Here is a 17,166-nt window from a genome sequence, read left to right on the forward strand (position 1 = left end):
ACGAAGCCGCACCGGCTGCTGCCGGTGCGGCTGTCGTTTGGTGCTGACCGCCGAGCTAGTCCTTCATCAGCTCACGGGCGTTGCGCTCGAGGTCGTCGAGCCCACCGCACATGAAGAAGGCCTGCTCGGGGAAGTGGTCGTACTCGCCCTCGGCGATCTTCCGGAACGCCTCGACGGTGTCCTTGACCGGCACGTACGAGCCCTTGATGCCGGTGAAGACCTCGGCCGCGTACGTGTTCTGGGAGAGGAACCGCTCGATCCGGCGGGCCCGGCCGACGGTGAGCTTGTCCTCTTCCGAGAGCTCCTCGATACCGAGGATGGCGATGATGTCCTGCAGGTCCTTGTAGCGCTGCAGGATCCGCTTCACCTCGGAGGCGACCGCGAAGTGCTCGGCGCCGACGAACTCCGGGGCGAGGATCCGGGACGAGGACGCCAGCGGGTCCACCGCCGGGTAGATGCCCTTGTCGGAGATCGACCGCTCCAGGTTGGTGGTGGCGTCCAGGTGGGCGAAGGTGGTGGCCGGCGCCGGGTCGGTGTAGTCGTCCGCCGGCACGTAGATCGCCTGCATCGAGGTGATCGCCTGACCCCGGACCGAGGTGATCCGCTCCTGGAGCTCGCCCATCTCGTCCGCCAGGGTCGGCTGGTAGCCCACCGCGCTCGGCATCCGGCCGAGCAGGGTGGAGACCTCCGAACCGGCCTGGGTGAACCGGAAAATGTTGTCGATGAAGAGCAGCACTTCCTGCTTGTTCACGTCCCGGAAGTACTCCGCCATGGTCAGCGCCGAGAGCGCCACCCGGAGCCGGGTGCCCGGCGGCTCGTCCATCTGGCCGTAGACCAGCGCGGTCTTGTCGATGACGCCGGACTCGGTCATCTCGTGGATGAGGTCGTTGCCCTCACGGGTCCGCTCACCCACACCGGCGAAGACCGAGGTACCACCGAAGTTGTTCGCGACCCGGGTGATCATCTCCTGGATGAGCACCGTCTTGCCCACGCCGGCACCGCCGAACAGGCCGATCTTGCCACCTTTGACGTACGGGGCGAGCAGGTCGATGACCTTGATGCCGGTCTCCAGCATCTCGGTCTTCGGCTCCAGGTCGGCGAAGGCCGGGGCCTTGCGGTGGATCTGCCACCGGTCGGCCGCCTCGAAGGTCTCGCCCTCCTTGAGGTTGAGCACCTCGCCGATGGTGTTGAAGACCCGGCCCTTGACCGCGTCACCGACCGGCACCGTGATCGGCGAACCGGTGTCCCGGACCTCGGTGCCCCGGACCAGGCCGTCGGTCGGCTGCATCGAGATCGCCCGGACCATGTTGTCGCCCAGGTGCTGGGCGACCTCCAGGGTCAGGGTCTTGGTGCCCCCGGAGAGGGTCACGTCGACGTGCATGGCGCTGAAGATGTCCGGCATGGCGTCGCGCGGGAACTCGGCGTCGACGACCGGGCCGATGACCCGGACCACGCGGCCCGTCGCGGTCTTGGTCTCTGAAGGAGCAGTCATCACACTTCACTTCCCGACGCGGCCAGCGCGTTCGCGCCGCCGACGATCTCACTGATCTCCTGGGTGATCCCGGCCTGACGGGCCGAGTTCATCTCACGCGTGTACTTCTCGATCATCTCTTCGGCGTTGTCCGTCGCGCTCTTCATCGCCCGACGACGGGCCGCCGACTCGCTGGCCGCCGACTCGAGCAACGCCGCGTAGATCCGCGTGTTGATGTATTTCGGTAGCAGCGCGTCGAGCAGCGCGTCCGCCTCCGGCTCGAACTCGTACGCCGGAAGCAGGTCCCGCCCCTCGGAGCGCGGCCGGTCCTCGACCTCCATCGGCCCGAGGATCCGGGCCACCGGGGTCTGCGACATCAGCGACTTGAACTCGGTGAAGACGATGTGCAGCTCGTCGACGCCGAGCACACCGTCGATCCCCGGGTCACCGCCCTCCAGGTCGTCCGCGCCGGAGACGAACGCCTTGATCAGCGTTTCGCCCACCTGCTTGGCGTCCGCGAAGGTCGGCTGCTCGGAGAAGCCCGTCCAGCTCGCCTCCACCTTCCGCTGGCGGAACCGGTAGTAGCCGACGCCCTTGCGGCCGATGACGTAGAGCACCGGCTCCTTGCCGTCGGCCTTGAGCCGGGCGATCAGCGACTCCGCGGCCTTGATCGAGTTGGAGGTGTAACCGCCGGCCAGGCCACGGTCGCTGGTGATCACGACCACCCCGGCCCGACGGACCTTCGGCCGGGCCGTGAGCAGCGGGTGGTCGATGGCCGCGTTGGACGCCAGCGCGGTGAGCACGCCGGTGATGGCCTGGGCGTACGGCAACGAGGCCGCGACCCGCGACTGGGCCTTGGCCAGCCGGCTCGTCGCGACGAGCTCCATCGCCTTGGTGATCTTCTTCATCGACTTCGCCGAGCGGATCCGTTGACGAAGAACGCGTACCTGGGCAGCCACCGGTCAGCCCTACTGCTTCTCGGCCTGGGGCGCGGAGTCGCGGTACCGGGTGACGGTCTCGCGGTCCTGCTCGCCCTCCAGCGCCTCGGCGGGTGCCTCGTTGATCCGCACCTCGTCCTCCTTGCCGAGGAACATCTGCTTAAACCGGGTGACGGCCTCGTTCAACGCGTTGGTGATGTCGTCGTCCCAGTTGTTGTCCGCGATCGACTGCATCGTCGGCTTGTACTGGTGGCGGAGGAACTCCAGGAACTCGGACTCGAAGCGCCGAACCTCGCCGATCGGGACGTCGTCCAGCTTGCCCTCGGTGCCGATCCAGACCGAGACGACCTGCTCCTGCACCGGGAACGGCGAGTAGTTGGTCTGCTTGAGCAGCTCGACCAGCCGGGCACCCCGGCTGAGCTGGTCCTGGGACGCCTTGTCCAGGTCGCTGGCGAGCGCGGCGAACGCCTCCAGCTCGCGGTACTGCGCCAGGTCCAGCCGGAGCCGGCCGGCCACCTTCTTCATCGGCTTCACCTGGGCGGCACCGCCGACCCGGGAGACCGAGGTACCGACGTTGATCGCCGGCCGGACACCCTGGTTGAAGAGGTCCGTCTCCAGGAAGATCTGGCCGTCGGTGATAGAAATCACGTTGGTCGGGATGAACGCGGAGATGTCGTTGCCCTTGGTCTCGATGATCGGCAGACCGGTCATCGAGCCGCCGCCCATCTCGTCGGAGAGCTTCGCGCAGCGCTCCAGCAGCCGGGAGTGCAGGTAGAAGACGTCACCCGGGTACGCCTCGCGGCCCGGCGGGCGACGCAGCAGCAGCGACACCGCACGGTACGCCTCGGCCTGCTTGGTCAGGTCGTCGAAGACGATCAGGACGTGCTTGCCGGCGTACATCCAGTGCTGGCCGATGGCCGAGCCGGCGTACGGGGCGATGTACTTGTAGCCGGCCGGGTCGGAGGCGGGCGCGGAGACGATGGTGGTGTATTCCATCGCGCCGTGCTCCTCCAGCAGCCCCTTCACGGAGGCGACGGTGGAGCCCTTCTGGCCGATCGCCACGTAGATGCAGCGCACCTGCTTGGCCGGGTCGCCGGAGCGCCAGTTGTCCCGCTGGTTCAGGATCGTGTCCAGCGCGACGGTGGTCTTGCCGGTACGCCGGTCACCGATGATGAGCTGCCGCTGCCCCCGGCCGATCGCGGTCATCGCGTCGACGGCCTTGAGACCGGTCTGCAGCGCCTCGCTGACGCTCTGCCGGGCCATCACGTTCGGGGCCTGGAGCTCCAGCTCGCGGTAGCCCTCGTTGGTGATGTCACCGAGGCCGTCGATCGGCTCGGCGAGGGCGTTGACCACCCGGCCGAGGAACGCGTCGCCGACCGGCACCGAGAGGACGCGGCCGGTCCGCTTGACCCGCTGCCCCTCCTCGATGCCTCGGTAGTCGCCGAGCACCACGACGCCGATCTCCCGGACGTCGAGGTTGAGCGCCAGGCCGAGGGTGCCGTCCTCGAACTCCAGCAGCTCGTTGGTCATGGTCGAGGGCAGGCCCTCGACGTGGGCGATGCCGTCACCGGCGTCGGCGACGGTGCCGACCTCCTCACGGGAGACGTCGGGCGAATAGGAGGAGACGTAGCGCTCCAGCGCGCCGCGGATCTCCTCCGACGAGATGGTCAGCTCGGCCATCCTCTTCTTCCTCTATTCAGGGCCCGGTTAACCGGAACGGCGTGGATGTCTTTCTCAGCGCTGCGCGGGGACGTCGATGGTGCTCAACGCCGCGCGAGCGCGTTTCGGGTGTCGGTGAGGCGGCGCAGGATCGTGCCGTCGTAGAGGTCGGAACCGATCCGGACGCTCAGCCCACCGAGTACGCCCGGGTCCACCGTCTGCTTGACGCTGACCTCCCGACCGTATAGCTCGGCCAGCTTGCGCCCCAACCGCTGCTCCTCCTCGTCGGCCAGCGGAGCCGCGACAGTGACGTACGCCACCTGACGGTCCCGCCGGTCGGCGGCCAGCTCGACCAGTCGGGTCAGCGCACCGGTGAAGGAGCGCCCGCCGAACCCGGCGAGTGCCACCTCGACCAGCTTGACCGTCACCGGCTTGGCCTTGCCGGACAGCAGCGCGCCGGTCAACTCGGCCCGCTGGGCCACCGGCGCGATCGGGTCGGAGAGCGTGTTGCTCAGCTCCGCGTCGGCGGCGACCACCTGACCGAAGCGGAACAGCTCGTCCTCCACCTCACCCAGGTCACCGGCCCGGTCGGCGCTGGCCAGCAGCGCCTCCACCCCGAGCCGCTCGGTCGCGTCGAGCAACTGGGACGGCGCCGACCAGCGGCCGGAGACCAGTACGCCGAGCAGTTCCTTGGCGTCGGCCCCGACCTTGTCGCCGAGCAGCGACTCCAGCAGCGCGGCCCGGTCCTCGCCGGCCCGGGCCGGGTCGGAGAGCGCCCGGCGCAACCGCGGCTCGCGCCGCAGCAGGCCGGCGACCGACCCGAGCTCGTCACCGGTGGCGGAGATCTGCTCCACCCCGGCCTGTCCGGCGTACGCGTCGAGCCGCTGCCGCGCGGCGGCGTACGACTCCCGACTGGCGGCCTGCATCAGCTCGCCCGTACGGCGGAGCCGTTGGCCGAGCCGTTGCCGGCCCCGACCGTCTCCAGGTCGGTCAGGAACCGCTCGACGGTGCCCCTGCGCCGCGCCTCGTCGGCCAGCGACTCACCGACGATCCGGCTGGCCAGGTCGACCGCGATCGTGCCGACCTCGGTACGCAGTTCGCGCACGATGGTGGCCCGCTCGGCGGCGAGCTGCTCCTTGCCGGCCGCGATGATCCGGTCGGACTCCTCCCGCGCCTTGGCCAGGACGTCCTGCCGGATGCCCTCGGCGTCGGCACGGGCGTCGTCGCGGATCTTCGCCGCGTCGGTCCGCGCCTCGGCGAGCTGCGCGCGGTACTGCTCGAGGAGCTGGTTGGCCTCGGCCTGGGCGGCCTCGGCGCGCTTGATCCCGCCCTCGATGGCGTCCACCCGCGCCTGGAAGGTCTGCTCCATCCGCGGGAAGACGTACTTCATCAGCATGAAGCAGAGAATGGCGAAGGCGATCGAGCCAATGACGATCTCCTGCCAGAGCGGGATGATCGGGTTGTGCTCGGTGCCGCCCTCCGCAGCGACGAAGATGGCGTACATCGGAACCTCCCGGGTTTCGAGGGGTACGGCTATGCGCCGAAGGCGTAACCGAAGGCGATGCCCAGCAGGGCCAGCAGCTCGATGACGGCGAAGCCGATCCAGACGTAGGGCAGCGTGATCCGGGACGACTCCGGCTGCCGGGCGGTCGACTGGATGTAGGCGCTGAAGACCAGGCCCACACCGATGCCCGGGCCGATGGCCGCGAGGCCGTAGCCGATGGCGCTGAGGCTGCCGGTGATTTCGACGGCGGCGAGGGTCGACGACAACATTGGTTGGTTCCTCCTGAAATCACGCGTGACGGTTCACGCGGGACGACAAACGGGTGTGCTGTTGTGTGCGGTCAGTGTTCGTCGGTGCGGGTCAGTGCTCGTCCGCGAGTGCGCCCTGGACGTAGCTGGCGCTCAGCACGGTGAAGATGTACGCCTGCAGGACGATCACCAGCGCCTCCAGGAAGGTGATCGCGATGGACACCGCCCAGGACAGCACCGAGATCGGCTTCAGGAAGAACGAGTCCGCGTTCAGCAGTACGAAGCCGCCGAGCGTGAAGACCAGCAGGATGATGTGTCCGGCGAACAGGTTGGCGAACAACCGCAGCGCCAGCGACACCGGCCGGGCGACGAACGTGGAGAAGAGTTCGATCGGGATCAGCAGCGGCTGCATGAACCACGGCGCCGGCGGCATAAGTGAATGCTTGAAGAACTTTGCGAAACCGTGGTGCCGGATGCCCACCCAGATGAACATCACGTAACTGATGATCGCCAGGATCGCCGGGAACGCGATGTGTGCCATCGGCGAGATCTGCACGAACGGAATGATCTGCCAGAGGTTGTTGACGAAGATGAAGACGAAGAGCGTCGTCAGGTACGGCGCGAAGGCGACGCCCCGGTGCCCGATCATGTCGACCGCGATGTTGTTCCGGACGAAACCGTAGATCGACTCGGCGATCCACTGGCCCTTCGTCGGCACCAGCTTCGGCTTCCGGTACGTGACCAGGAAGAAGATGATGGTCAGCGCGACGCCCAGCCAGACCAGCGCGGTGAACTTGGTGATCCAGTACGAGTTGTGCGCGCCCCACGGCACGATGCTCGGCAGAAAGAAGTCTTCCACGCTGGGTGGAAACGGAACTTCGCCCTCCGCGAGGACGACCGACTGTCCGATCACCGCGTCCCTTCCCTAGCTAGGGGTGCCGAGTCGGCGGATGACCAGGTAAACGCCCCCGGCCCCACCGAGCAGGAACCCGATTCCGGTGGCCAGGCCATCGGTTTCGAGCCACTGGTCGACCAACCAACCGATGAAACCCCACACCGCCAGACCTCCGATGAGGTAAGCCAGCGCGGTCCAACCCTCACCGGCCTCGGGAGTGCCCGAGCCGCCTGGGGGTTGGGGGGTTTGGTCACCGGTCATGACGGCCGAACGATATCAGCCGGGGATACGAGGCTGTGCCTCACCCCCCGCACAACCTAGTTGTGTGGGCCTCTGGGCGGGCGCGTCGTCTGTGGGCACGCTACTCCGGTTCCGCCACCGGGAAAATGACCGATCACTGACAGTTTCCTGAGCCGTCCCGTCGACGGGACTCCACGCAGGTCGTAACCGATCTGCGTGATCCGGATCACCCTCCGGCCGTGCGGCGTGTCCGGGCGACGTGCACGGTGCTGACCCACCAGATGTTCGCGCCGGTCCAGGCCACCACACCGGCGACCACGCCCCAGCCGAACGCGGGCAGCCCGTCCCAGCCCCGGCCGGCGACCCCGGCCATCACCACACCGATCACGCTGAACTTGGCCACGTACATCGCCACGCCGAACGGGAGTACCAGGCTCGGGTTGACCGAGTCGGCCCAGGCGATCACCAGGGTGGAGGCCAGATAACTCAGCGTGACCAGACCGACCCCGGTCGCCGCGCCGGCCGCACCGGCACCACCGCCGACTACCGCACCGAGCACGGTGGCGACGACCAGCAGGGCGAGCGAGGCACCGAGCACCACCGGCAGATGCGCCAGCCGCCAGTGCCGCTCCGCCCGACCGGGCCGGTCCGTTGCCGCAGCAGCCGATCCACCGGCGCCGGCCACCGATTCGGGAGCCGATCCACCGGGGTTGCCCGCCGGTGCGAAAGTCGACCCACCGAGGTTGTCCAACTCCGCCGGGTCCGCGCCGGTCCGGACCGGGTCCGCCGCCGGCCGCTCCGCCGCCTCGACCGGCCGCTCCGCCCGGTCAGCCACGGGGGTACGCCGGGAACGCGGTCACCAGGTCGGCGACGTCGGCGCCGATCGCGGCGAGGGTGTCGGTGCCGCCGACCCCGGTCGGGTCGGTCCGGACGGCCCGGGAGATCAGCTCGGCGATCCGACCCATCTCCGCCTCGCCCATGCCCTGGGTGGTGACGCTCGGGGTGCCGACCCGGATGCCGGAGGCGACCATCGGCTTGCGCGGGTCGTACGGGATCGCGTTCTTGTTCAGGGTGATCCCGGCGGCGTCACAGCGCGCCTCGGCGTCCCGACCGGTGATCCCGACCTCGCGCAGGTCGATCAGTGCGAGATGGGTGTCGGTGCCGCCGGAGACGGGGCGCATCCCCTCCGCCGCGAGGGCGGCGGCCAGCGCCTGTGCGTTGGAAACCACCTGGGCAGCGTACGCCTGGAAGGCCGGGGACGCCGCTTCGCGCAGTGCGACCGCCTTGGCCGCCACCGCGTGCATCAACGGGCCGCCCTGGGTGAACGGGAAGACCGCCTTGTCGATCCGCTCGGCGAGTGACTCCCGGCACAGGATCATCCCGCCCCGTGGCCCGCGCAGCACCTTGTGCGTGGTGGCGCAGACGACGTCGGCGTACGGCACCGGGGACGGGATCGCCCGGCCGGCGACCAGCCCGACGAAGTGTGCGGCGTCCACCATCAGGTAGGCGTCGACCTCGTCGGCGATCTCCCGGAACCGGGCGAAGTCGATCAGTCGGGGGTACGCGGTGGCACCACAGATGATCATCTTTGGCCGGTGCGCCAGGGCGAGTTCGCGTACCTCGTCGTAGTCGATCAACTCGGTGTCCCGGCGTACCTGGTAGCCGACGGTGGCGAACCACTTGCCGGAGAAGTTGACCCGGCTGCCATGGGTCAGGTGGCCGCCGTGCGGCAGGTCCATCGCCAGCACCGTGTCGCCGGGCTGCACCAGCGCGGCGTACGCGGCCAGGTTCGCGCTCGCCCCGGAGTGCGGCTGGAGGTTGGCGTGGTCGGCCCCGAACAGCGCCTTGGCCCGGTCGATGCCGAGCTGCTCGGCCCGGTCCACCTCGGCGCAGCCGCCGTAGTAGCGCCGGCCCGGATAGCCCTCCGCGTACTTGTTGGTCAGCGTGGAGCCGAGCGCGGCCAGCACCGCCGGGGAGGTCAGGTTCTCGCTGGCGATCAACTGGAGCCCGCCGCGCAGCCGGTCCAGCTCGCCCAGCAGCACCTCGGCGATCTCCGGATCGGTCCCGGCCAGCTCGTCGAAGTCCGGCCCCCAGAAGGGCGGCTCCCCGGCCCCGGGCTGACTCGTCCGCTCGCTCAGCTCGCTCACCAGGGCACCTTCTCGTCGGCTCGGCATTGGGCCGGGTCCGAGTCTATGGGCGTACCCCGGACGCCGCCCCACGACCTGCCGGCGGGACGACACCGCCGGCCGGGGCGGCTAGCCCGCCGGTCAGCGCGGCACGGGCGGCACCGGTGGCGTCGGCCGGGGCGACACCACCGCCGGGCGGGACGGTGTCGGCACCGGACGTACCGGGCGGGGCACCGTGGCGGTCGGCCGAGGTGGCGTCGGTACCGGTGGCGTCGGCGGCGGGACGACGGCGGTGGGTGCCGGGACCGGCGGGGCCGGAGCCGGGGGCTCCGGGACGAACGGGTCCGGGCCCGGCCCGACCGGGCGGGGGCCGAGGTCGCCGTCGCCGAAGGCGATCTCGCGACCGGGCGGCGTGAACTCCCGGCGCGGCTTGCCCTGCAACGCGCTGGCCATGGTGGTGGCGACCGCCGCGATGACCTTCCGCTGCACCGGCTCGCCGACCGGATCGCTCGGGTCGTCCGGGTTGGCGGCGATGGCCGCCGCTGCGATCTGCGGGGTGAAGCCGACGAAGGTCTCCGTGGCGTACCCCTCCGTGCTGCCGGTCTTGCCGGCCACCGGCTGGTCGCCGAGGATCCTGCTCACCTCCGGCGCGTTGCCGCCGTCGCACTGGGCGTACGCCGACTGCGCGCCGACCGGGCACCGGGCCGCGTCGGTCGCCGCCCGGGCCACCTCCGCCCTGAGCATCTTCCCGCAGCTCGGTGCGGCGGCCGGCAGCGCCCGACCGGTGGAGTCGACGATCGAGAGCACCGGCAGCGGCTTGCAGTACGTCCCCTCGGCGGCCAACGTGGCGTACGCGTTCGCCAGGTCCAGCGGGGTGGTCGCGGCCACGCCGAGAGTGAACGCCCCCCAGCCCTTCGCCCCGTACGTGGCCAGCCGGGCGTCGCTGTCGGCCCGGAACACGATGCCCAGCCGCTCGGCCATCCGCACCGCCTCGTCCGCGCCGATCCGCTGTTGCAGAGCCACGAAGTAGGTGTTGACCGACCGCCCGAACCCGGTCCACATGGTGCGGTAGCCGTTCATCCACGCCGGGTTGGCGTTGGCCGGGCACCAGTAGCCGTCGCAGGAGTTCGGCCCGCTGATCGGATAGCTGGTCAGCAGCCGGGACGGCGCGACGTAGCCCGAGCTGAGCGGCATCCCGGACTCCAGCGCGGCCAGCAGCGTGAAGATCTTGAAGGTCGAGCCGGCCTGGTACCCGTCGATGCCGCCACCACCGGCGACCAACTGGTTGACCGTGTTCGGATAGTTGCGCTGGCCGGGCGGGTTCGGGTCGAGCCGGTAGAACCGGTTCACCGCGAGCGCCAGCACCCGGCCGGTGCCGGGCTGCACCACCGCCATCGGCGCGACCCGGCGGTCGGAGTGGTCGTACACGGTCAGGGTCTGCCGCAGCGCGGTGGCCTGGATGGCCGGGTCGAGCGAGGTGGTGATCCGATAGCCGCCCCGGCGCAGCGTCTGCTGCCGCTCGTCGACGGTGAGCCCGAACGCCGGGTTCGCGTTCCACCACCGTTGGAAGTAGTCGCAGAAGAAACCCCAGTCGGAGCGCCCGTCCGGTATCCCCGCGCAGTCGTTCGGCTCGGCACCGGGGCGCAACCTGATCGGCTCCGCCTGGGTACGGGTGGCGGTCTCGGTGGAGATCGTTCCCGACTCGACCATCTGGCGCAGCACGTACCCCCGGCGGACCAGCGCGGCGTCGGTGTCGCCGCCGAGCGGGCTGTCCGTCTCCGGCGAACGGACCAGCCCGGCCAGCAGGGCCGCCTCGGCCAGGGTCAGCTTCGCCGCCGGCTTGGAGAAGTACCGGTGGCTGGCGGCGGCGACGCCGTACGCCCCGGCGCCGAAGTAGGCGATGTTCAGGTAGCGGCCGAGGATGTCGTCCTTGCTGAGCCGGCGCTCCAGCGCGAGCGCGTACCGCATCTCCTGGATCTTGCGGCCGGCGCTGGTCTCGGTGGCCTCGGCCCGCTGCTCCGGCGTCAGGTCGGGGTCGCTCTTCAGCACGTTGCGGACGTACTGCATGGTCAGCGTCGAGGCGCCCTGTCGCACCTCGCCACCCACCTTGTTCGCCACCAGAGCCCGCAGTACGCCCCGCACGTCGACGCCACCGTGCGAGTAGAAGCGGGCGTCCTCGGCCGCCACCGTGGCCTGCCGCATCACCTCGGCCACCTGGGCCAACGGCACGTTCGTCCGGTTCTCGTCGTAGAACGAGGTGATCAGGGTACGGCCGTCGTTGGCGAAGAGGTAGGAGCGCTGCGCGGTCGGCGGGGTACGCAGCTCCTGCGGCAGGTCCTCGTAGCGGGCGCCGACCGATCTCAGCCCCACCACCGCCAGTACCGACGCCGGCAGCGCGGCAGCGGCCAGGATCGTGCCGGCGAGTATCCCGGCCAGGGTCAGGGTCCAGAGCTGACTCAGCCGCAGCCGGAGCATGCCGTGTACCTCCCGGGCGGGACAGCGCGACGCGACCCGGACATTCGGCCGGGCTCGGGGACTCCGTCAGCCTGACGGCATATTCCGGGCGCCGCACCCGTTTCACGGCAAACCGCCTCAGATTCACGATGCGGAGTGACGCCCGGGACGGTCCACCGGGCAGAACCCGCCGGTCAGAGCGTCGCGGTCAGAGCCTCCCGGCGTTGCGGCGTCGCGGCGGTCAGGGGAGCAGGACGGCCGCGAGCGGTCGGACCGCGTCCTCGATCTCGTCGGCGACCCGGCTGAAACACTGGTCGCCCCGGCCCCACGGGTCGTCGAGGTCGTCGCCGGGCAGCGGCGACGCGCCGCTGCGGGCCGCCGCCACCGCAGCGACCAGGGCGGTCCCCCGGGTGAAGACGGCGTCCGGGTCGCCGGGATCGGCCGGCGGCAGGGCCGAGGCGTCCACCGTCGGCAGCAACCGGCCGAACTCGCCGAGCACGAAGGTGCGGTCGGCGGCGTCGGGGCGCAGCGCCACGACGTATTCCTGCTGGTCGGCGGTTGCGGTCAGCACCAGGTCGGCCGCGTCGATGTGCTCCGAGCGGAGCTTGCGGGCGCCGAAGTCGGCCACGTTCCCGCCCCGGGAGCGCACCTGGCGGGCGGCCGGTGGGTTCATCTCCTCGCCCGCGTGCCAGCCGCCGGTGCCGGCGCTGTGGCTGTGCACCAGGTGGTCGACGGCGTCCGCCCCGCCCGGCCCCGCCGCCCGGCCGGCCAGCCGTTCGCGTACGGCGAGCGCGAGCAGCCGCTCGGCCATCGGCGACCGGCAGATGTTGCCGAGGCAGACGTGCAGGACGGTGAACGGCGGCACCTCAGAACACCTGGCCCTGGATGTCCGGTACCACGTCGCGGAGCTTCTCCAGCGGGATCGCGCCCTGGCGCAGCACCCGGGGCACCTCGCCGGTGACGTCGACGATCGTGCTCGGCACCGGCTCCGGACACGGCCCGGCCTCCAGGTAGGCCCGGACGCTGTAGCCGAGGTGCTCACGGGCCTCCTCGGCGGTGACCGCCGGCGGCTGGCCCGTCTTGTTGGCCGAGGAGACGGCCATCGGCCCGGTCTCCCGGAGCACCTCCAGGGCCACCGGGTGCAGCGGCATGCGTACCGCCACGGTGCCGCCGGTGTCGCCGATGTCCCATTGCAGGCTGGGCGAGTGCTCGACCACGATCGTCAGCGCACCGGGCCAGAACGCGTCGGCCAGGTCGCGGGCGGCGCTGGGCAGCATGAAGACCAGCCCGTCCAGGGTGCGCCGGGAGCCGACCAGCACCGGCGGCGGATGCTGCCGGTCCCGGCCCTTCGCGTTGAGCAGCGCCTTGACCGCGTACGGAGTGAAGGCGTCCGCACCGATCCCGTAGACCGTGTCGGTCGGAATCACGACCAGTTCGCCGTTCTTGACCGCCTCGACGGCGGCGGCGACGCCTCGGTCACGGTCCGCCAGTGACCGGCAGTCGTAGAGCATCACGAGGAGCCAGTCTGCCACGCCGAAGCGCCTGCCGTGGCACGGGGACTTCCGGCCCGTTACGGGGCGGGGTCGGCCTGCCGCGCCCGTGGCGAGTCCGGGCCGGTCGACGGGGACTTCCGGCCTGTTACGGGGCGGGGTCGGCCCGCCGGGCGGTGGCGAACCTGGGCCGGCCGACCAGGTCCGGATGGTCGGTGACGTCGACGAACCGGCCGTCGTCCCGGAGCAGGTCGGGAACGGCGCTGCCGTGCGTGTCGTCGTGCTCGACGCCGAACACCCCGCCGGGGCGGAGCAGCCGGGCCGCCCGGTCCAGCAGCGGCCGGATCACCGCGAGCCCGTCCGGGCCGCCGAAGACCGCCTCCGCCGGGTCGTGCTCGGCCACCTCGACCGGTACGGCGGTGCCGTCCGGCACGTACGGCGGGTTGCAGAGCAGCACGTCCACCCGGCCGGCGTACCCGGTCAGCAGTTCCGGGTCGGTCACGTCCCCGGCCACCACCTCGATCGGCCGGTCCCCGGCGGCGGCCCGGTCGGCGGCGTTGCGGCGCAACCAGTGCAGCGCCGACGCCGCCCGCTCCACCGCGACCACCCGGGCCCCGGGCACCTCCTCGGCGACGGAGAGCGCGATCGCCCCACTGCCGCTGCACAGGTCGACGACCAGCGGCTCCGACTCCGACCCGAGGAGTCGCGCCTGCTCGATGCCCCAGCCGGCCAGCAACTCGGTCTCCGGGCGCGGGACGAAGACCCCCGGGCCGACCGCCAATTCGAGGTACCGGAACGCCGCCGAGCCGAGCAGGTGCTGGAGCGGCTCGTGCCGGGTACGCCGCTCGACCAGGTCCGACAGCCGGTCCCGCTGCTCCGGGGTGAGCGGGGCGGCCAGGGCCAGCGCACCGCGCGACACGCCGAGGACGTACGCCAGCAGGAGTTCCGCCTCGGTCCGGGCCGGGCCGACACCCGCCTCGGCCAGCGCGGACGTCGCCGCTGCGACCGCAGCCGACGGTCGGGTCGGTTCTGTCGCACCACAGGGGTGCCCGGGAATACGCGTCACGACATAATCATGAAACGTCGGCCGGGAATCATCGTGTTGCGGGCGCGTTTCCGCCCCGGATCGACGGGATGCTCAGACCGGTCGAGCAGCCCGGAGGGCACCTGCCTCCGGTCGACCGGTCGGCTCCTCGACTTCACGGGGACTCCGCTGGCGAGCGATGGAGGTTGCGCGTGAGTTGGCTCGACCGGGTCGGTGACCGGGCCGAGGAGTTGAGGCACGCCCGTTCCCTGATGGAGAGCAGTCGATCCGCCGAGGCTTGCCTGATCTTCGAACGGATCCTCGACACCACCGACGACCCCTACTCGCGGGCCGACGCGTCGCTCCAGCGGCTCTCGGCCATCCTCAACCTGGGCCGTACCGCCGAGTACACCAGGGCGGTGGAGCGGGCCTTCGACGCCGCTCGGGATCTGCCGGAGCCGTACCTGCACGGGCACCTGCACGCGTTGGCGGCGCTGGCCGCGCACAACCAGGGCGCGCTGGACCGCTGCGTCACCCACCTGGTCCGGGGCGCCCGGGCGCTCGGCTCGGTGGACGACCCGGACCGGGAGACCGCCTGGGGCTGGCACGACCTGGCGATGGCCTACTCCTACCTCAGCTTCCACGGCTACGCCCTCGGCGCGATCGAGCGGGCCCGCCGGCTCGGGCTCGCCGTCGGCATCCCGGAGGAGACCTTCGCCGCGCCCGGCATCCGACTGCGCAACGCGGTCGCGCTGGACCACCACGGGGACAGCGACGGCTGCCTGCGGGTGCTCCGGGACGTCGGCGGCGACCTGGAACGGTTCGTCGAGGCCGGCACCGCCGGTCAGGTACGGCCGAGCAGCCGGGCGGCGTACGGGTACGCGCTGGCCCGGCAGGCCGCCCTCGGCACCGCGACCGGCCGGCCGGCCGTACCCGAACTCGATCCGGACTGGCTGCTCGGCAACGGTGGCGACAGTTCGCGTACCCGGGACATGCGGCAACTCGGCGGGGCGTGCCTGGCCATCGCCGCCGGCCGACCCGCCGAGGCACTGGCCCGGCTGGAGACGGTGCAGGTCTCCGCCGAGACGCTGGGCGCGGCCGAGCACGCTCGACTGTCCAGCCTGGCGTACGCCGGGGTCGGCGACCACGCGGCGGCGCACCGGGCCGACCGGTACGCGTTCCGGCTGGCCACCCAGCGCAACGACCGGCTCCGGGACGTCTACGTCGACGGCATCGCGGCCCGGATCGAACACGAGGAGATGCGCCGGGAGGCGGCCCGGTACGAGGGCGAGGCGTTGACCGACCCGCTCACCGGGCTGCCCAACCGGCGCCGGCTCGAACGCCACGTGTCCGGGATGGTCGGGCGGGGCGAGCGGGCGGTGATCGGGGTCTGCGACCTCGACGGGTTCGCGGCGGTGAACACCCGGCACGGCCACCACTCCGGTGACCTGGTGCTGCAACGGATTGCCGGGGTGATCAACCGGGTGATGCGCCGGGGCGACTTCGTGGCCCGGTACGGCGGCGACGAGTTCGTGGTGGTGCTGCCCGGCGCCGGGATGGCCGAGGCCGCCGAGGTGGGCCGGCGGATCAGCGCGGCGGTCGGCGCCGAGGACTGGGAGTCGGTCGTCCCCGGCACCCCGGTCGGGGTGAGCGTCGGCTTCGCCGAGGTGCGTGGCTCGGGGGCCGGGCTGCGGGACGCGCTCGGCGTCGCCTTCGAGCTGGCCGACCGGGAGATGCTCCGGGCCAGGGCGGCGGCGTCCGTGCGGTGAGTGTGGGACTGCGGGCGGGCCGGGTAGCCGGCGACGCGGCGGGCCAGGTAGCGGGCCACGCGGCCGGCCGGCGGGTGGCGACGCGGTCAGCGGCGGGACAACTCCGTCTCGCCGGCCAGCCGGGCCGAGCGGTCGGCCTCGGCCAGCGCGTCGAGCACCCCGTCCAGCTCACCGGCGAGCGCCAGGTCGAGGTTGTACGCCGTGTAGCCGATCCGGTGGTCGGTGATCCGGTTCTGCGGGAAGTTGTACGTCCGGATCCGCTCCGACCGGTCGACGGTACGCACCTGGGAGCGGCGGGCGTCCGAGGCGGCGGCGTCGGCCTGCTCCTGGGCGTTGGCGAGCAGCCGGGCCCGGAGGATCCGCATCGCCTGCTCCCGGTTCTGCAACTGGGACTTCTCGTTCTGGCAGGAGACCACGATCCCGGTCGGCAAGTGGGTGATCCGCACCGCCGAGTCGGTGGTGTTCACCGACTGGCCGCCCGGCCCGGACGACCGGAACACGTCGATCCGCAGCTCGTTCGGGTCGACGGTGACGTCCACGTCCTCCGCCTCCGGCAGCACCAGTACGCCGGCCGCGCTGGTGTGGATCCGCCCCTGGGACTCGGTGACCGGCACCCGCTGTACCCGGTGCACGCCGCCCTCCCACTTGAGTCGGGACCAGACCCCGTTGCCGCCCTCGGGCACGCCCTTCGCCTTGACCGCGAGCGAGACGTCCTTCACGCCGCCCAGGTCGGAGTCCTGCGCGTCGAGTACCTCGGTCGCCCAGCCGTGTCGCTCGGCGTAGCGCAGGTACATCCGGAGCAGGTCGCCGGCGAAGAGCGCGGACTCCTCGCCGCCCTCACCGGCCTTGATCTCCAGGATCACGTCCTTGGCGTCGTGCGGGTCGCGCGGGATGAGCAGCTCGGCGAGCCGGCCCTCCAGCGCGGGCAGCGCCTCGGCCAGCGACTCCGCCTCGGCCGCGAACGACGGGTCCTCGGCGGCCAGTTCCCGGGCCGCGACCAGGTCGGCCCGGGCCTGTTCCAGCTCACCGGCGGCCTTGTGCAGCGGGGTCAGCTCGGCGAACCGCCGGCCCACCCGGCGGGCGGTGGCCTGGTCGGCGTGGATCGCCGGATCGGCGAGCCGTCGTTCCAGCTCCGCGTACTCGTCGAGGAGACCGGCCAGCCGATCGCCGCTCATGCTCGTACTCCCTCTGCTGGAACGAACGCGGGTGGTCTTCCTGGACCGCGGGTGGTCGCTGCGGAAACGCGGGTGGTCTCGGTGAGAACGCGGGTGGTCTCTGCGGGAACGCGGGTGGTGTGGACGGAGGCCGGGGAAACGGCACGACGGCGCCCGCCCCCGGCGGAGGGCCG

The 17,166-nt window shown here is 71.5% G+C and carries 15 protein-coding genes; 1 reads left to right on the forward strand and 14 read right to left on the reverse strand.

Going from position 1 to position 17,166, the window contains the following annotated elements; translation table 11 throughout:
* Positions 1–55: 55 nt before the first annotated feature.
* From atpD to prmC, 13 genes are all read right to left on the reverse strand, one after another.
* Complete coding sequence (gene atpD / locus Pen02_RS21255; protein WP_203867853.1) at positions 56–1,492, reverse strand: F0F1 ATP synthase subunit beta; 1,437 nt, start codon at positions 1,490–1,492, stop codon at positions 56–58.
* Positions 1,492–2,430 carry a F0F1 ATP synthase subunit gamma gene (locus tag Pen02_RS21260; protein WP_203867854.1) on the reverse strand — a complete coding sequence of 313 codons (939 nt, stop codon included), beginning with the start codon at positions 2,428–2,430 and terminating at the stop codon, positions 1,492–1,494. Before Pen02_RS21260 ends, atpD begins: the two co-directional genes overlap by 1 nt.
* 9 nt (positions 2,431–2,439) lie before the next feature.
* A complete protein-coding gene (gene atpA, locus Pen02_RS21265; protein WP_203867855.1) occupies positions 2,440–4,089 on the reverse strand; it encodes a F0F1 ATP synthase subunit alpha in 1,650 nt (549 codons plus the stop codon).
* An 83-nt stretch (positions 4,090–4,172) separates the two neighbouring features.
* The gene (locus tag Pen02_RS21270) at positions 4,173–4,994 is read right to left on the reverse strand and encodes a F0F1 ATP synthase subunit delta (RefSeq protein WP_203867856.1); all 822 of its coding nucleotides are present in this window, start codon (positions 4,992–4,994) and stop codon (positions 4,173–4,175) included.
* Positions 4,994–5,572 carry a F0F1 ATP synthase subunit B gene (locus Pen02_RS21275; protein WP_203867857.1) on the reverse strand — a complete coding sequence of 193 codons (579 nt, stop codon included), beginning with the start codon at positions 5,570–5,572 and terminating at the stop codon, positions 4,994–4,996. Before Pen02_RS21275 ends, Pen02_RS21270 begins: the two co-directional genes overlap by 1 nt.
* A 29-nt stretch (positions 5,573–5,601) precedes the next feature.
* Entirely contained in the window at positions 5,602–5,841 is a 240-nt protein-coding gene (locus Pen02_RS21280; protein WP_107268707.1) for an ATP synthase subunit C-like protein, read from the reverse strand.
* A gap of 91 nt (positions 5,842–5,932) precedes the next feature.
* Positions 5,933–6,733 carry a F0F1 ATP synthase subunit A gene (gene atpB / locus Pen02_RS21285; protein WP_203867858.1) on the reverse strand — a complete coding sequence of 267 codons (801 nt, stop codon included), beginning with the start codon at positions 6,731–6,733 and terminating at the stop codon, positions 5,933–5,935.
* A 448-nt stretch (positions 6,734–7,181) separates the two neighbouring features.
* Positions 7,182–7,790: a hypothetical protein gene (locus Pen02_RS21295; protein ID WP_239141055.1), complete on the reverse strand. Its 609-nt coding sequence runs from the start codon at positions 7,788–7,790 to the stop codon at positions 7,182–7,184.
* A complete protein-coding gene (glyA, locus tag Pen02_RS21300) occupies positions 7,783–9,102 on the reverse strand; it encodes a serine hydroxymethyltransferase (protein ID WP_275413595.1) in 1,320 nt (439 codons plus the stop codon). The genes Pen02_RS21295 and glyA overlap by 8 nt, the downstream gene beginning before the upstream one ends.
* A gap of 120 nt (positions 9,103–9,222) precedes the next feature.
* Positions 9,223–11,556, reverse strand: coding sequence for a transglycosylase domain-containing protein (locus Pen02_RS21305; protein WP_203867861.1), 2,334 nt, complete (start codon positions 11,554–11,556; stop codon positions 9,223–9,225).
* 220 nt (positions 11,557–11,776) lie between these two features.
* A complete protein-coding gene (locus tag Pen02_RS21310) occupies positions 11,777–12,400 on the reverse strand; it encodes an arsenate reductase/protein-tyrosine-phosphatase family protein (protein ID WP_203867862.1) in 624 nt (207 codons plus the stop codon).
* Position 12,401: 1 nt separating this feature from the next.
* Positions 12,402–13,046 (reverse strand): L-threonylcarbamoyladenylate synthase, encoded by a 645-nt coding sequence (locus Pen02_RS21315; RefSeq protein ID WP_203868233.1) that lies wholly within the window; start codon positions 13,044–13,046, stop codon positions 12,402–12,404.
* Between the two features lie 127 nt (positions 13,047–13,173).
* On the reverse strand, positions 13,174–14,091 hold the full coding sequence (prmC, locus tag Pen02_RS21320) for a peptide chain release factor N(5)-glutamine methyltransferase (RefSeq protein ID WP_203867863.1): 918 nt from the start codon (positions 14,089–14,091) through the stop codon (positions 13,174–13,176).
* A 170-nt stretch (positions 14,092–14,261) separates the two neighbouring features.
* On the opposite strand from prmC, the gene Pen02_RS21325 reads away from it, so the two are divergent.
* The gene (locus Pen02_RS21325) at positions 14,262–15,818 is read left to right on the forward strand and encodes a GGDEF domain-containing protein (RefSeq protein WP_203867864.1); all 1,557 of its coding nucleotides are present in this window, start codon (positions 14,262–14,264) and stop codon (positions 15,816–15,818) included.
* Between the two features lie 86 nt (positions 15,819–15,904).
* On the opposite strand, the gene prfA is transcribed toward Pen02_RS21325, so the two are convergent.
* Complete coding sequence (gene prfA / locus Pen02_RS21330) at positions 15,905–16,993, reverse strand: peptide chain release factor 1 (RefSeq protein ID WP_203867865.1); 1,089 nt, start codon at positions 16,991–16,993, stop codon at positions 15,905–15,907.
* Between the last annotated feature and the right edge of the window lie 173 nt (positions 16,994–17,166).

The organism is Plantactinospora endophytica (genome assembly GCF_016862915.1).
Classification (GTDB): domain Bacteria; phylum Actinomycetota; class Actinomycetes; order Mycobacteriales; family Micromonosporaceae; genus Plantactinospora; species Plantactinospora endophytica.

Coding starts and splice junctions, on each gene's coding strand:
- prfA (WP_203867865.1), bottom strand. CDS start 16,993: ATGAGCGGCGATCGGCTGGCCGGTCTCCTCGACGAGTACGCGGAGCTG.
- atpD (WP_203867853.1), bottom strand. CDS start 1,492: ATGACTGCTCCTTCAGAGACCAAGACCGCGACGGGCCGCGTGGTCCGG.
- Pen02_RS21305 (WP_203867861.1), bottom strand. CDS start 11,556: ATGCTCCGGCTGCGGCTGAGTCAGCTCTGGACCCTGACCCTGGCCGGG.
- Pen02_RS21270 (WP_203867856.1), bottom strand. CDS start 4,994: ATGCAGGCCGCCAGTCGGGAGTCGTACGCCGCCGCGCGGCAGCGGCTC.
- Pen02_RS21315 (WP_203868233.1), bottom strand. CDS start 13,046: ATGCTCTACGACTGCCGGTCACTGGCGGACCGTGACCGAGGCGTCGCC.
- Pen02_RS21280 (WP_107268707.1), bottom strand. CDS start 5,841: ATGTTGTCGTCGACCCTCGCCGCCGTCGAAATCACCGGCAGCCTCAGC.
- atpA (WP_203867855.1), bottom strand. CDS start 4,089: ATGGCCGAGCTGACCATCTCGTCGGAGGAGATCCGCGGCGCGCTGGAG.
- Pen02_RS21275 (WP_203867857.1), bottom strand. CDS start 5,572: ATGTACGCCATCTTCGTCGCTGCGGAGGGCGGCACCGAGCACAACCCG.